Origin of the sequence: Mesorhizobium japonicum MAFF 303099 (assembly GCF_000009625.1) — a bacterium.
Classification (GTDB): Bacteria; Pseudomonadota; Alphaproteobacteria; order Rhizobiales; family Rhizobiaceae; genus Mesorhizobium; species Mesorhizobium japonicum.
This window is the reverse complement of record NC_002678.2, coordinates 4,977,153-4,990,947: the sequence shown is the minus strand read 5'-3', so window position 1 is coordinate 4,990,947 and position 13,795 is coordinate 4,977,153. Positions and strand designations below refer to the sequence as shown.

Sequence of the window (13,795 nt, the reverse complement as noted above, 5' to 3'; positions counted from 1 at the left end):
CCGCCGCGAACGCCAGTCAGACATCACCAACCTCAAAGAAATTCTCTTACGCCTGGATCAACATGAGATCCTGTGATCGAGGTCCCGGGCGTTCCATAACGTTGAGAGATTGAGTGGATGCCACGAAGACCCTGGGTTGGATGCCGATTTGCGTTGGCGATGTCGTTTTTATTTGCAGCACGAAGTCCGTAGCGCATTGTTTATCTCACTCTCTTTCGTCAGCGCATTAGTCGGCGGCGCAACAGCGCCATCGAGAGGAAGAATGGCAACAGCGCGTACAGGCCGAGCACACCGACGTGCAGGGCGATGCCGCTGATCGGGCGATCAAGCATAACCGGACGAATGAGGTCGATCGCATGTGACAGCGGCATGCATCGCGCTATCTGCTGAAAGGCGCCAGGCAGCTGGTTCAATGGGAAAACGGCGCCCGACAGGAACAGCATAGGTGTGAGGACAAGCGTCTGGTAAAACACGAAGTAATCGTAGCTGGGCGAAAGTGCGGTGACGATCATCGCGAGGCTCGCAAATACGCACCCTGTCAGAGCAATGATTGGCAGCGCATAGAGGACGGACGGCCAGGCGGCATAGCCCAAGGTTGCGGTGACGATGGTAATAGCCGTACCGGCCATGAAGGCCTTGGTGGCTGCCCACGCCAGTTCACCCAGAACGATGTCGCCGAGGGTAACGTGCGTATACAGCATGGCTTCCCATGTGCGTTGAGAATGCATGCGAGCGAAAGCCGCGTACAATGTTTCCAGGGTAGAGGCGGTCATCGCACTTACCGCGACCATGCCGGCCGCCAAAAAGGCGATATACGACGCACCGTCGACGCGGCCGACCATTATGCCGAGGCCGGTGCCTAGGCCGAAAAGGTAGATCATAGGATCGGCGAGGTTACCGAGAAGCGACACGAGTGCGACTTTCTTCCATGCCAGATAGTTGCGTCGCCATACCGCAACCCAGTTCCACGCATTGGCCGGCAGCGCCGCCGCAAAACCTTCAATCATCGCTCACTCCTCCATCTCGCGCCCGGTCAGCCGCAAGAAAACATCCTCGAGATTGGCTGGACGCAGAAGAAGACGCAGACCTGCTCGCCCCTGCAGTTGCGTGCGCACCTGGTCAGGGTCTGGCGCATAGCAATAAAGGGTTTCGCCGCTGACCTCGATGCGCTGGGAATGTGGCTTGACCAGCGAAAGCAACTCGTGCGGATCGCCGCCATAAATCTCCATGACCTGGCATCCGATATGCTCGTCGATCAGCGCCTGCGGGCCGCCTTCGGCGATGTTGCGGCCCTTTTCGAGCACGCACAGCCGATCGCATAATCGCTCAGCCTCTTCCATGAAATGCGTCGTCAGGATAATCGTCTTGCCGCGTGCCAACAGGGCGCGCAGCCGCTCCCAGATCAGGTGGCGCGCGTGCGGATCGAGGCCGGTGGTCGGCTCGTCCATCACAATGAGCTGGGGGTCGTTGATCAACGCCCGCGCCATTGTCAGGCATCGCTTCATGCCGCCGGACAGTTCCGAGACGCGCGCATCCGCCTTGCGCTCGAGGCGAGCGAACTCGAGAAGCGACGGGATGACCGCTTCGCTCTGACGTGTGCTCATGCCGAAGTAGCGTCCGAACACCAGCAGGTTCTCGCGTACGGTGAATTCCTGGTCAAGATTGTCGAATTGCGGGACCACGCCAATGCCCCTGCGTGCCAGCCGAGCGCGCGCCGGCACCGGGACGCCAAGCACCGTGATCGTGCCCGCGTCAGGGCATGTCATGCCGAGGAGCATACGCGCAATCGTGCTTTTGCCCGCCCCGTTTGGTCCGAGGAGGCCGAAACACTCTCCCGACGCAACGGAGAACGACAGTTCGTCGACAACGATCTTGTTCCCATACGACTTGGTTACGCCGGCAAAATCGACTGCCACGGTTGACGCAGAGTCAGGCACGGAGCTTTTCGCGCTTGTTTGCCCGTGAGACTCCCGTTCGATCGCAGGAGTCTCGAGCCGCCGCAAATCCTCTGGGCCCAACTTACGCTTCAACACTTGATGTTTCTGGTCCTGGCTCAAAACTCTTCTACCTGCGATCAAGTAACTATTGCTGTTCGCTGTAAGCGGCGTCAGATCCCACCAGGTTTGGCTTTGGAAGGGCGTCGCCGGTGTCTTGCACATTGGCCGCAGAGCTTCGCGACAACCAATCGCTGTTGCTTAATGTACACAGCGCGTATGCTTTCAAAGGTAGCAAGAGAAAGATGTTGATGAGTGTGTGGAGCGAGAACCCGAGAAATCGAAGTTGGCGCGCACGAAACGCTGCCACGCTGCAGCGAACTATAGTCATGGCTGCAATCATCAGGCATGCCGTCCAAGGCACAGTACCTGTCGTTACGAATTGCGCGAGCCCCGCCAGAATCGACAAAGAGAGCAATAATGGGCCAATATTCTGGCCAATCACGTCCAATGTGAGATAAATATTAAGGCCGCGCAGCAGTTGGAACGCCAGCAACGTGTCACGGAAAGTGCTCCGGGCCCAGCGAAGCTGTTGGCGCAGATAGGGACCCATGCTGTTGGGAACGACTGTTGCCGCGACGGCCTCCGGGACATACTCTGTTCGAAAGCCTGCTTTCAGCATCAGGATCGTAAGGTGGCGGTCCTCGCCGAAGTCGCTCGGCTTCCCTCGAAAGCGCTGCGTCTCGTACTGATCCAGCAGCGAAACAAGCGCGGATCGCCGGTACATGGCACACGGACCGCAGCAACACATGACGGCACCGAACCGAGCCTGCGCTGCGCGCTCTTCGTTGCAGGCGAGCCAGTATTCCATGTCGATCAACCGCGTCAGCCAAGTTTCACTGCGATTGCTAGCCGCCAACTGGCCCATGGCGGCGCCGACCGCTTGATCTTGCATCTTTAGCGCAAGCCTGGTGATGACGTCCGGGGCGAGTATCGTGTCCGAATCTACATTCAGCACCAAATCTCCGCACGAGCGGCGAATGGCGGCAATCTGCGCCTTGCGCTTTCCGACATTCTTTGGGAGCGCAACGAAGTTGAACCTCGGGTCGCCCGCGTATTCCTCGTGTACACCCACGAGGGCATCGCGGTTTGCAGAACCGTCATCAACAACATAGACCTGCAGTTTGCCGGCGTAGTCCTGACTTGCAATGGAAGCCAGGCAGTCCGAGAGGGTGCGAGGCGCCTCGTTGTAGCACGGGATAATGACATCGACGCTCGGCCAAGGCTCACCGCTGGGCGGGTCGCCCGAGGTCGGCGGTACGTTTGTAGGCAGGGTATAAAAGACCTGCGCGGTTTTATAGACGGTCGACAGCAGCGCGTAAGAGCAGATGGCAACAGTACTGGCTGAGGCAAATAGGTTCATGAGATGTCAGATTTTTCAGTGAATTTGAGGGAAGCGGGCGGATAGTAAAACCGCGGCCAATGCTGGAATCAGCTCGATCAACGCCATGGGGGCGGGTCGCGCTGACTGACGTCGTAGCGGGCGTCCTTCATAGCTCTGGACCGTTCCGATCGATCAAAGTGCCGGCCGGCCACTCGCTCATTGAGCGTCCAATTGGGAGCACCAGGACGAGTACGTTGTCGTCGACTCGCGTGGGAGGCAGATCGAGGTACACGTCCGGGTGGGTTGAACGCACGCGAACGCCCGACAAAATGTTCGCCAAGCCTTTGCGGCAGAACCTCGAAACATGGTTCCGGAGCGCGGGCCGCACCGAGCCGAACGCGAATGGAACGCCAAGCTGCTGCAGCACCGGATACATCACGCTGATCGAATGGGCGATTCCCAGCCCCTCAAGATCCGGACGCACCCCGTATAGACCGAGTTCAGCGACAAGCAGATCATCGTCGCCAACTTTGATGTATCGGCGCAGCAGGCCCAAGTGAGCCGCTACCCCGTGCACATCACGGCCGATTACGCGGAGCTCCGGCCTTGCACCGGCCCAACTTCGACCGCCTGCGAATTGCTTCCCATTAAAGGCTCCGGTCGGCTCATAGGTCTTCCGGAAGAACTCAGAGAGTTCGAGGTGATCGGGAAGCTGCAACTCATTTTCCCAGCATAACCTCCACTGCACGTCAGGGCGCATGCGAAGACTTCCTCTTTTTCGGGTTCTTTTGTGCACCCCACGCGATAGAGCAATGGCGGTGCATGTCATGGGTCTATGAACGGCCCTCCCGGATTGGTAAAATTGATTGTTTAGATCGCGAGCATCCACGCTATGGATGTTAAAACCATGCCTTTCAAAGCCTGATCTGAACCTTCTGGTCGTGCTCGATTGGCCCGATAAGCGGCGGCACCGATGGCAGCTGTCGGTGACACAACCTGATTCAAGAGCGGCCGCCAGCGCGTGGCTGCGCCCGTGCCGAAGCAGCGATCAAGTGGAGGACGGCCCGACTGTTAGGCGTCAGCAAACGCGGCGACCGTTGGCGCACGCGATGATGCATGGCGATCGCGCAGCTCTGGATCGCCGGCGGCAAACAGGTTCCGCGAAGCTCTATCGCGCTCGCCAACAGGAATCGTCTGGTCAATGCTTTCGAGTGTTGCCGGTCAACCGGACTGTCGGTGAAAGCACCTGGAGAGCGGGAAGGAGGGCGCGCCCGGATGGCGCTACTTCGAACGAATTGTTTGAGGTTTTGGCCGACTGGAACACACAGCTTGAGCACCTGAGGCCTGAAGTGCGCGAAGGAGCTGGCCCCTAAGTCTTCATTCCGTGCGAGGGATCAAAAATCGCCGCACACAGAAAGGCAGCCTAAGGAGCGTCAGCACTTGCGCCGGCCGAAGGGCCGGGACGCGGGACTGACTGCAACGACGAGATCGGTTAAAAGGGCAGCCGTAGGAGTGTCAGCATAGCGCCGCATAAGGCGGGACACGGGACCGACGGCCCCCGACGAGGAGTGCCGCTTTCCCGGCTAGGGATCGTCACCTACCTGGGCCGAAACACCTTTGAGGTTCGGTGGCGGCAGCCGTAGAGCCCGTCCCGCATAGGGAGCCATGCAAAATAAGGACTTCGCTTCATGTGGGCATCTATGGGTCATTTATTGGGTAAAGCCGTTACGCAAAATGGCAGAGGTGGGGAACGGTCACCCCGCCGCTTCCGAACCTGATGTCTGGACCGGAAAGGCTTCGGCCGACGTCTGGGGCCGTTGAGGTGGAAGCGGGCGAAAACCCCTCGAGGCTCGCGGCGCTGAACATCGAGCCGCATGAAGAAGCCGGATGTAGTCAGCGGTTGTTACCATCAACCGGATCCAGCTACTTGTTGCATCGGGCGCTCTTATACGTCCGCATATTGGGTCAGCTTGACACCGCAGAAGCGCACAGTGTCTCCCAGTGTTTTATCAGGCAGCGGAAATCGGCTTTCGGAAGAGAGCCAGCAGGCAGTCTTCATTGATCGACGCGCCCCGGCACTCGATGCACTCGATCTCGGTCAACGATTCGTTCAGCATGGCGATGGTGGTCTCTGCACCAGCAGCGTGCCCCCAGCGTTGGCAATTGGCGTCACGTGCCGACCCGAAAACCAGCTGCCCGCCTGGCGCAAGCAGACCTACCAGGTTGCGGACTGCCGCGCGGATCTGAACGAGGTCTCCGACGTAGTAAAGAACCTCCGCAACGACGATCAGGTCGAACAGCTCATCACTCGAAAACTGTTGAACATCGGAAATTATCCAGCTGATGTGCGGCGTCTCCTTCATGCGTAAACGTGCTCGGGTAATCGCTGGCTCCACGACATCGATCACAGTGAGCCGCTGGCAAATGGGGGCTAGCCGCTCCGTAAAAGCGCCGGCAGCGCACCCGACTTCGAGCGCATTCGCGACTCGACCTTGCGCAAGTGACAACCGGAGAATTTGGGTGTGGCGCTCCCGCTCGAACGGGTTGCCATCGAGCCGCCATGGATCGTCTGCGGCCATTTCTCGATTCAGCAGTTCATGATCGATTTGGGTCAAATTCGCACCTAGCTAAGGCAGCAATCACCGGCGCTGCAAATGCCGTCAGATGTCGGTAGGGTCGGGACCGTACTGCGGGCCGAGGCAGTTGATTTCGGTCACGCTCCTAATTGGGTCCGCAGGATTGGCAAAATTGATTGTTTGGATGACAACCATCCACGCAGTGAACACATCGAAGGCGGAATTGGGCGTGGATTCGCACACACACGGCGATTGACACGTTGACGATCCGCGATGGAAGAGGCTCGCGGCATTCAGCAGCCCCGTCTTCATCAAGCTGATCCCGCGCAGCCGCGACCGCTCCCATCGAACCACACGCGCCCGCCTGCTACGACGCCAGCACGCTGATGATGAGACTATGGTGACCGGGGTTCACCGCCTCAGCATGGCCGCAATGCCATGACGGACAAAGGGAAGATGTTGGCCGAGGCGCAGCCCGACATGCCTTGCAAGCCGTGCCGCCGGATGCTCGCTTGAGTAGAGTCCGACGAGGATATTCGTAGCATGGTAGAGCGGCGCCGCCGACAGGCGCAGTCGGCTTTCATATCTGTGGAGCATGTCGGGGTCGGCAATGTCGCGACGGTCGCGCCATGCGGTCTCTATACCCCGGGCGAGCTGCTTCTGGCCGCCAAGGCCGATGTTGAAGCCATGCGCGGTCACCGGATGCATGCCGATGGCAGCGTCGCCGATCAATGCGAAGCTCGGCGCCCGGAACCTGTGCGCCCAGGTCGTGGCCAACGGATAGATATAGCGTTGGCTTGCCAGGCTCATGGTGCCGAGGCGCCCTCGACAGCGCTTTGTCAACTCCCTCAGGAACAACTCGTCGTCGAGGGCAAGCAGTCCGTCGGCCTCGTTTGAGGGCAAAGTCAAAAGCAGCGACGACACGCCTGGCGCGAGGGGCAACATCGCCACCGTCTGATGGTGATCGAACCATTCGATCGCGATCTGGTGGTGGGGGCGCTCGTGCCTCACCCGGCAAATCAGCATCGAGTTGCCAAGCCGATTGATATCGGCGCCGATGCCGAGCAGATTGCGGGTGGCGGAAAAACGCGAATCGGCTGCAACGAGAAGGCGAGCGCTCAGCTGCCTGCCATTGGAGAGCGTTATCACTGCTCCTTGACGGCTGTTTGTTGCACGCACGACCGAGTGGCCGCACAGCAGCCGGGCATGGCCCCGCAAGCGGATGATCTTGAACAGGGCATCGCGGATCTGGCAATTCGGGACCAGAACGCCCAGTGGTTCCGCGGATCCGCCGGGGGAATCGAAACACAACGCAAACGGGCTCGATCCGTTGAGGACGCGTGCGCCTTGAAGCGGTGACTTGTCCGAAGCGGAGATAACATCCCAGGCGCCGAGCTCGCGAAGGATTCCAATCGAGGCGTGGGTGAGCGCGATCTCGCGGCCGTCGAAAGCCGGACTTGCCAGTCTTTCCAGGGCCTGCCCTTCCACAACCGCCAGTTTGAGCTGGCTATAGGCAAGCGATGCGGCGAAGGAAAGTCCGACCGGCCCGGCGCCCACGACAATAATGTCGAAGCTGTCGTCACAGCCGGCCATCAGCGTGCCGCCAGCGCGTCGGTTCTCTTCGTGAGATGTTGGGGGAGTCGAGCCGCAGGTCGTGCATCGATTGCGCTGTGATCTATTGCCCGCATCGCCTCAAGCGCGGTTCTCACGTCGGTTCCTGGCTGGTGAAGCGTCATTTGCCTGCTGTATGATCTGGATTGTCAAGATGATGGGAGCGACGACCAGGCTGTCGGTCAGCCCATGCGTTTTCCCGTGAAGGACTGGGCGATCAAACCACGCCGACAAGGGCGTGGCCTTGATCTGGGTCAGTCGAGGCGGAACCGGCGTCAGATGACATCGATCCAATCCAGTCGTGCCAGCTGATCCCATGACGACGCCATGGCACCAGCCAGCCCAAGGGAGAACCAGGCGTCTGATCTGGGGAAGGCTATTAAGGACTTTTTGCGAGATCAGCGAATAACCGGCTCGCCATGGAAGCGCCGGCGCGAGGGCGGCGAGACGCCGAAGCCGACTTCCATCATCAGTCGTGGCGTGCGCGAAGGCACGGTGCCCATATGGAAGCCGAACGGATCCTCGACGAAGCCGAGGCCGGCTTCGCCGGTCAGCGTGACGGGACTGTCGTCGCCATAGACCTTGAGAACCTCCTGCGCCGGATGGCCGACAAGCAGCGTCAGCTGATGCTTGATGGCGCGGCGGTTATGACTGCCACGGACATAGACATGCGGGCCGGTGCCTTCGTCGACCGGCGTCAGGTAGAAGAAGAATTTCAGCATCCGCCAGTCATCGAGGTCGAAATGATACTTGCCGAGCGAGGCACGGTTCTTGTCGGCGTCGGAAGCCTCGCTGGTCGGGAAGCTCCACCACACGCGTGTGGTGATCAATTTCGCCTGAGCGCCCAGATAATGCGCGGCGATGTCGAGCAGCAGCGGATCGTTCTGGATGGCGACCGCTGCCTTGCAGCCGAGGATGTGTTCGAATAAGTGGCCGCTGAGCAAGGGGCGGCCGAAACGCTTCTCGGCCTCGGCATGGTCCTCAGCCATGAATTCGAGACGGCGATCGAAATTGCCGAAACAAGGCGTGTAGCGGGCGAAGGCGGCGATCTCCTTATGGATGGAAGTCGGCAGGACGAGCCCGCAAAACAGCCCGTCCGACCGCAGCGCCTCGACAATTTCCTGGCGATCGACGCCGGCAAACATCGTGTCGTGGGCTTTTTGCGACACGCGAACCGGCTTAGCCCCACGCCAGTGCATCCGGCGCGCCGGCATGGTGCGGGCGAGCACGAACATCGGCAGCCATGCCGGGTTCTCGCGAATGTCCGACAGATAGGTCGGAATGCGCACGGCGATGCGGCGCAGCACGCCGCCGTTTCGCGCGATGGCCTCGAGACTGGCGGCGCCGGATTTGTCAGGGCTCGAAAGGGTCATGAAGGGTCCTCAGCTATGAATGCAATATGATATCGACGAAGCATCGGTTCTCACTGCCTCGCCGCTGGTCCAAGCCCGATTCCCGCAACGGAAGGACGTGTAGCCGCGCGTCGGTTTTTGTGCAACGCACAATAGCCTTGCGCGTGGCACATGCTGTTCGGATCGCCGTGCGCATCAGCCAATATTCCAGCGGCAGGCAAACGGGGCGGCGGCACTTGAAAAGAGCCGCCGCCCGGCTTGGCACCTATTGGCGGACGAACAGCGGCTGCACGCTCGCCCATTGATCGGCGGTGCGGAAGCCGCCGCGTTTCGTGTAGCTTTCGACCGGGAATTTCATCCAGTTGGGCATCCAGTTGTCGGTTTTCTCGCGGCCGTTCTCGCCCGACAGGCAATCGCGGATGATCTTCTTTTGCGTCTTGACCTTCTCGGCGACATTGCCGTCGGCGACAGGCTTGCCGGCGAGGTCGGCCAGCATCGCATTGGCGATCTCCCTGTCGCGCAGCAGGTCGAAGAAGGCGTCGTCCGCTTGCCACCACGCGCCCATGTCGATGCCCAGATGGTTGCCGAGCGCCTCGACGACGGCGCTGCCGGCTTCGAGCGTCTCGGCCATGACAAGGCTGAGAACGCGCATGACGTCGTCGTCGCAAAGTGCCAGCAAACGGGCAAAGACTGCGGCAAGCGCAAAGGCGTCGCCATTGCCGCCGGCTATCGCGCCCTCCTCGTCGGCCTGCCCAAGCAGCGCCAGCACCGCGCGCCGTTTTTCGGCGAATGCGGCTTCGGCCCTGCAGGCTGCGATGCTTGCCGCCACCGCTTCATTGGCGGTGCGCTGCGGCTCGCGGCGAACCTGCCACAGGCCCGAACCTGTGATGGCATGCGCCACCATCAGGCGCAGCGCGACACAAGGATGGTCGAGCATGGCGGTACGCACGGCACCATGGCGGTGCAGATCGAGATAGTTCTGCATCGGCCCGGTGAGTTCCGGCCGCAACGGCCTGGCGGGGGTTTCATCGTGCTCGCCGCCCTCGCCTTGCGCGCGGGCGCGGCGGGCATCCTTGCGCGACAGCCAGCCCTCGTGGCACTCGACCGCGCCGCGATGCGAGACCGAGATGAAGACCTTGCCGCCCTTCTTCCTCGGCGTCTTTTCATGGTCCCATGACTGGAAATGCTGTCCCGGTTCCAGCACGGCGACCTCGGGCCAGCCGGCTTCCAGATAGGCATCGCGTTTGGCGGCAATCGCCTCGTTCTGCTTTTGCCAGAACAGGTCGGCATCGGCGAAATAGCTGTCCTCGCCGAACAGGTCGCAGACGATCAGGCCCGGATAGTCCTCGATGGCAAACAGCGCCACCTTGGTAGAAATCGACTGGCCGCCGAACAGCCATTGCTTCAATTGGTGGCCGCGCGGAGCGTATTGCTCGGGGTCGGCATAAAGCGCCAGCCAATCCTTCTGCTGCGCCTTGGAGGCCATGGTCAGATGGCGCGCCGTCTCGGCGTCGATGTCCTCGCGCCGATAGGCCTCGCGGATTTTGGGGAGAAGATCGCCGAGCGCCAGAATGCGTTTGACCAGAAGCTCGGTGATGCCGAAAGTGGCGGCGATGTCACCAACGCTGCGGCCCTCCTTGATCAGCCGCGAAAACGTCTCCCACTGCGACACCTCGTCGGGATCGAGCCGGGCGAAGTTTTCGATCAGCGAGGCCTCGAGCGCGTCGGCGTCGTCGCCGTCTTCCATGATGGCGCAGGGCAAGGCATTGCCCTCGCCGCGCTCGTCGGCGAGCGATTTGGCGGCGAAATAGCGGCGCCGGCCGGCGACGATCTCGAAGCTTTCCGGCGTGCCGTTGGGCCGCACCAAAAGCGGCACCAGGACGCCGCGCGCGCGAACCGACGGCAGGATGTCCGACACGTCGGGCGCGCGTTTGGAATGGCGCATGTTGAGCGCGGAAATGTTGAGCTTATCAAGCGGAATGTGGGCAAGTTGCATGGTTTGTCTCCTTCGTTGCGGGGTGGGATTGCCCCGCCGCAGAGGCTGCAAGCCGGCGCGGCGGGACGGTTTTCGCGCCTAGCGGCGCGTCTGTTCCGCCGTGTCGAGCGGAAGCTTGGAATGGGCGTTGCCAAGGGCCTCTGCCGCCTGTCGCAGCAGCCGCTCGGCTTCGGTGATGTGGCCGGCGCTGCACGCTGCCTGCGCGTAGACGGAGAGCGGAAAGCGCGCCTTGAACCAGAGGTCGCGCTCGATGCCGAGGCCAAGCCGCCCCTTGACGCTTGCAAGCTCGGCAAGACTGACGCTGCCGAGTTCGGGGAAGCCGAAGCCGAGGTCGCAAAGGCCGAAAAGGGTGTCGCCGTCGGCGTCGAGTTCGGTGAGAAGCCAGGTTGCTGGCCCGGTCGGATCGAACAGTTTGACCACCGGGACATGGTCGGTTTCAGTGTCGGTTGCGCCATTGGCGAGCAGCGGGGCGCGAAGGTCGTCGGTGATCAGGATCATGGGAAAACTCCTCTCAAAACAGGTCGCGTTGATTTCTGGCGTCATCGAACAGCCCGATATCGAGCGGCTTTTGCGCCGCGCGTGGGCGCATCGGCGCGTCGGCCAAAAGGGCGAGGCGGTCGCGCGTGGTGGCTGGACACCGGGAATGAGCGTCTGCTCGCCTTGCGGCGTTGGCTCGGTCCGCAGGGTGTCGGGATCGCGCGCGCTCATGCCGCGATCTCGTCTTGTTGCGCGCCTTCGGCCTCGGCGTTGAAGCCCAGAAGAAAATCGGCGGCCTTGGAGGCAAGGCTGGCGGCGCGGAAGATGGCGCGATTGTCCTCGCGCAGCACCTTCAGCCATGTGCCGATATAGTCGGCATGGCGCACGGTCGGCTCGATGCCGAGGGTCGAGCAGACAAAGGCAGCAGTGATTTCGGCAACCAGTTCCTCGCGCGCATAGGTCTTGGAACCGAAGGCGCCGGAGAGGTCGCGCGCCAGCCGTGCCGGGTGGCCGGTCCAGTGGCCAAGTTCGTGGAAGCAGGTGCGGTAATAGTCGATCTGCTGAAAGAATGCCGGCTGCGGCGGCACCTGAATGGAGTCACTGCCCGGCATGTAGAAAGCGCGATCGCCGCCGATGCGGAAATCCGCGCCGCTTGCTCGAATAAGTGCCTCGGCCTGCGGGACGATCTCGCGTTCGGGCAGCGGTTCGGCGTTGCCGTAAAGGTGCTCGGGCAGGCCGTCGCACTGCGCGACGTTGAAGACGGTGAAGCGCTTCAAGTACGGCACCGCCTGCGGCTCGTCGCCGTCTGTCTTGGCGCGCTCCTGCTCGCCCTTTGGGACAAAGCGGTCGGCATGCACGATTGTTGTGCCGCGCTCGCCCTTCCTGACATTGCCGCCAAGGGCAAGCGCCTGCCGGAAGGTCAGCCAGTTCTGGCCGGGATAGCTGCGCTCGATGACGGCGCCCCACAGGATGAGGATGTTGATGCCGGAATAGCGGCGCCCGGTGGCCGCGTTGCTGGGCAGGCCGAGGTCGGCCTTTGCGCTGCCCCATGGCTTGACCCATGGCACGGTGCCGCGCTCCAGTTCGGCAATGATGCGGTCCGTGATTTCCTGATAAAGGCTGGCGCCCGGGCGCCCGCCCCTGCCCGCGCCAGCCTCTCGGCTGCCGGAACGCTGGTGTTTTGCACGCATCGTCTGGTCCTCCGCTCTTCAATCCCGCGCCTTTCCCCGGAAGCGGGGTGGGCGGCGAGACCCGACCGGAAAGGCCCGCCGTCGGAGGCGGACCGCATCCGAAGGACCGGAACGAAGAGGAGGACCCGAAGCGCAAGCGAAGGGTTGCGGGATGCCGCGGCGGGCCCAGAAGGGAGTGCCGCCCACCCCGCGCCGCCGGGAAAGGCCAACGAACCAACCGCGCCGGCCGATAGGCCGGCGACCGCCAGCAGCCGAAGGCTGCCCGCGCCAGGGGGCGAAGCCGGATGGCCGAGACCGCCTGAGCCTGGCGAAGAAAAAGCGGGCTCGGTTCACGAGCACCCGGCACGCGCCGTCAGGCGCGCGGGCGCCATCAAGTGCCGGCAGATTGCCGCTTGTCGCGGACGCCTGGATGCCATGCCTTGCGCTGCGGTTTTATCAGCTCGCAGGGCTCAACGCCCGGTGCCCCCGCCGGGCGTGCCTCTGTGCCAACCGCTGATGCTCCACCTGAAATCTGCATAGCTGTTCGTCTCTATGGACGCATGCCGGCACTCGGCACGCCGCCTGGCGAGCGAACTTTCGAGGGCTTGATCCATCCACTGGCGAAGTGTTGGCAGAGCTACCCGACATGGGCGCTGAGACGAGCACGGCGATCGACGAGGCTTATACGGCCCAGGCTGGATGGGCGGCGTTGACCGCCCGGGATCGCAGGGACATGCTCTGGCGCTGGCATCAATTGATCATCGACCACGCCGCCGACCTCGCTGCCATCCTCACAGCTGAGATGGGCAAGCCGCTTGCCGAAGCCAAGTCGGAGGTCTCGCATGCGGCGGCATATCTGCAATGGTATGCCAAAGAGGCCAACCGCATCTATGGCGAGACGATCTCCCCGCCCTCGACCGACCGGGAATGCTGGTGATCAAGCAGCCAGCCGGCGTTGTTGGCACGATCACGCTATGGAATTTCCCGGCTTCAATGGTGGCGCGCAAGATCTCACCGGCGCTGGCGGCGGCTGCACCGTGATATTGAAACCTGCCGAACAGACGCCGCTTGTTGCAGGCGCAATGTGCGCGGCCGGCTTTCCCGAAGGCGTCGTCAACCTGATCCATGCTTGCAAAGGCGATGCCGTCGGCCGCACGCTGATCAACCGATGAACTTGATCCACAGGCGCTTGAACCATGCGACGATGGCCTTGAGCCCTTTCGGCTGGGCGCCGCGCTTGAGAAGGCGTCATAGGCACGGCCGGCTTCGATCTGCTCGCGAGACATCTTGCCGGCC

The 13,795-nt window shown here is 61.9% G+C and carries 10 protein-coding genes and 1 pseudogene; 1 reads left to right on the top strand and 10 read right to left on the bottom strand.

Going from position 1 to position 13,795, the window contains the following annotated elements; translation table 11 throughout:
• Positions 1–218: 218 nt before the first annotated feature.
• From MAFF_RS25225 to MAFF_RS25180, 10 genes are all read right to left on the bottom strand, one after another.
• On the bottom strand, positions 219–1,007 hold the full coding sequence (locus tag MAFF_RS25225; protein WP_010913823.1) for an ABC transporter permease: 789 nt from the start codon (positions 1,005–1,007) through the stop codon (positions 219–221).
• A gap of 3 nt (positions 1,008–1,010) precedes the next feature.
• Entirely contained in the window at positions 1,011–2,033 is a 1,023-nt protein-coding gene (gene nodI, locus MAFF_RS25220; protein ID WP_010913822.1) for a nodulation factor ABC transporter ATP-binding protein NodI, read from the bottom strand.
• Positions 2,034–2,082: 49 nt separating this feature from the next.
• Positions 2,083–3,357 carry a chitooligosaccharide synthase NodC gene (gene nodC / locus MAFF_RS25215; protein WP_010913821.1) on the bottom strand — a complete coding sequence of 425 codons (1,275 nt, stop codon included), beginning with the start codon at positions 3,355–3,357 and terminating at the stop codon, positions 2,083–2,085.
• Positions 3,358–3,484: 127 nt separating this feature from the next.
• Positions 3,485–4,078: a NodA family N-acyltransferase gene (locus MAFF_RS25210; protein WP_044549143.1), complete on the bottom strand. Its 594-nt coding sequence runs from the start codon at positions 4,076–4,078 to the stop codon at positions 3,485–3,487.
• Between the two features lie 1,249 nt (positions 4,079–5,327).
• A complete protein-coding gene (nodS, locus tag MAFF_RS25205) occupies positions 5,328–5,933 on the bottom strand; it encodes a nodulation methyltransferase NodS (RefSeq protein WP_010913819.1) in 606 nt (201 codons plus the stop codon).
• 372 nt (positions 5,934–6,305) lie between these two features.
• Positions 6,306–7,487, bottom strand: a complete 1,182-nt coding sequence (ubiM, locus tag MAFF_RS25200) for a 5-demethoxyubiquinol-8 5-hydroxylase UbiM (RefSeq protein ID WP_010913818.1) — start codon at positions 7,485–7,487, stop codon at positions 6,306–6,308.
• A 416-nt stretch (positions 7,488–7,903) separates the two neighbouring features.
• On the bottom strand, positions 7,904–8,878 hold the full coding sequence (locus MAFF_RS25195) for a hypothetical protein (protein ID WP_010913817.1): 975 nt from the start codon (positions 8,876–8,878) through the stop codon (positions 7,904–7,906).
• A gap of 244 nt (positions 8,879–9,122) precedes the next feature.
• Positions 9,123–10,853, bottom strand: coding sequence for a ParB/RepB/Spo0J family partition protein (locus tag MAFF_RS25190; protein WP_044549133.1), 1,731 nt, complete (start codon positions 10,851–10,853; stop codon positions 9,123–9,125).
• A gap of 78 nt (positions 10,854–10,931) precedes the next feature.
• Positions 10,932–11,351 carry a DUF2958 domain-containing protein gene (locus MAFF_RS25185; RefSeq protein WP_044551266.1) on the bottom strand — a complete coding sequence of 140 codons (420 nt, stop codon included), beginning with the start codon at positions 11,349–11,351 and terminating at the stop codon, positions 10,932–10,934.
• Positions 11,352–11,557: 206 nt separating this feature from the next.
• Positions 11,558–12,520, bottom strand: coding sequence for an ArdC family protein (locus MAFF_RS25180; protein WP_010913814.1), 963 nt, complete (start codon positions 12,518–12,520; stop codon positions 11,558–11,560).
• 511 nt (positions 12,521–13,031) lie between these two features.
• Here MAFF_RS25180 and MAFF_RS25175 point away from each other — a divergent pair.
• Positions 13,032–13,659 (top strand): annotated as a pseudogene (locus MAFF_RS25175) (aldehyde dehydrogenase family protein); the annotation flags it as partial.
• Positions 13,660–13,795: the final 136 nt, after the last annotated feature.

Excerpts from the sequence above, each read along its gene's own strand:
- MAFF_RS25185 (WP_044551266.1), bottom strand. The coding sequence starts at position 11,351 with ATGATCCTGATCACCGACGACCTTCGCGCCCCGCTGCTCGCCAATGGC.
- MAFF_RS25210 (WP_044549143.1), bottom strand. The coding sequence starts at position 4,078 with ATGCGCCCTGACGTGCAGTGGAGGTTATGCTGGGAAAATGAGTTGCAG.
- MAFF_RS25190 (WP_044549133.1), bottom strand. The coding sequence starts at position 10,853 with ATGCAACTTGCCCACATTCCGCTTGATAAGCTCAACATTTCCGCGCTC.
- nodC (WP_010913821.1), bottom strand. The coding sequence starts at position 3,357 with ATGAACCTATTTGCCTCAGCCAGTACTGTTGCCATCTGCTCTTACGCG.
- MAFF_RS25225 (WP_010913823.1), bottom strand. The coding sequence starts at position 1,007 with ATGATTGAAGGTTTTGCGGCGGCGCTGCCGGCCAATGCGTGGAACTGG.
- ubiM (WP_010913818.1), bottom strand. The coding sequence starts at position 7,487 with ATGGCCGGCTGTGACGACAGCTTCGACATTATTGTCGTGGGCGCCGGG.
- MAFF_RS25195 (WP_010913817.1), bottom strand. The coding sequence starts at position 8,878 with ATGACCCTTTCGAGCCCTGACAAATCCGGCGCCGCCAGTCTCGAGGCC.
- MAFF_RS25180 (WP_010913814.1), bottom strand. The coding sequence starts at position 12,520 with ATGCGTGCAAAACACCAGCGTTCCGGCAGCCGAGAGGCTGGCGCGGGC.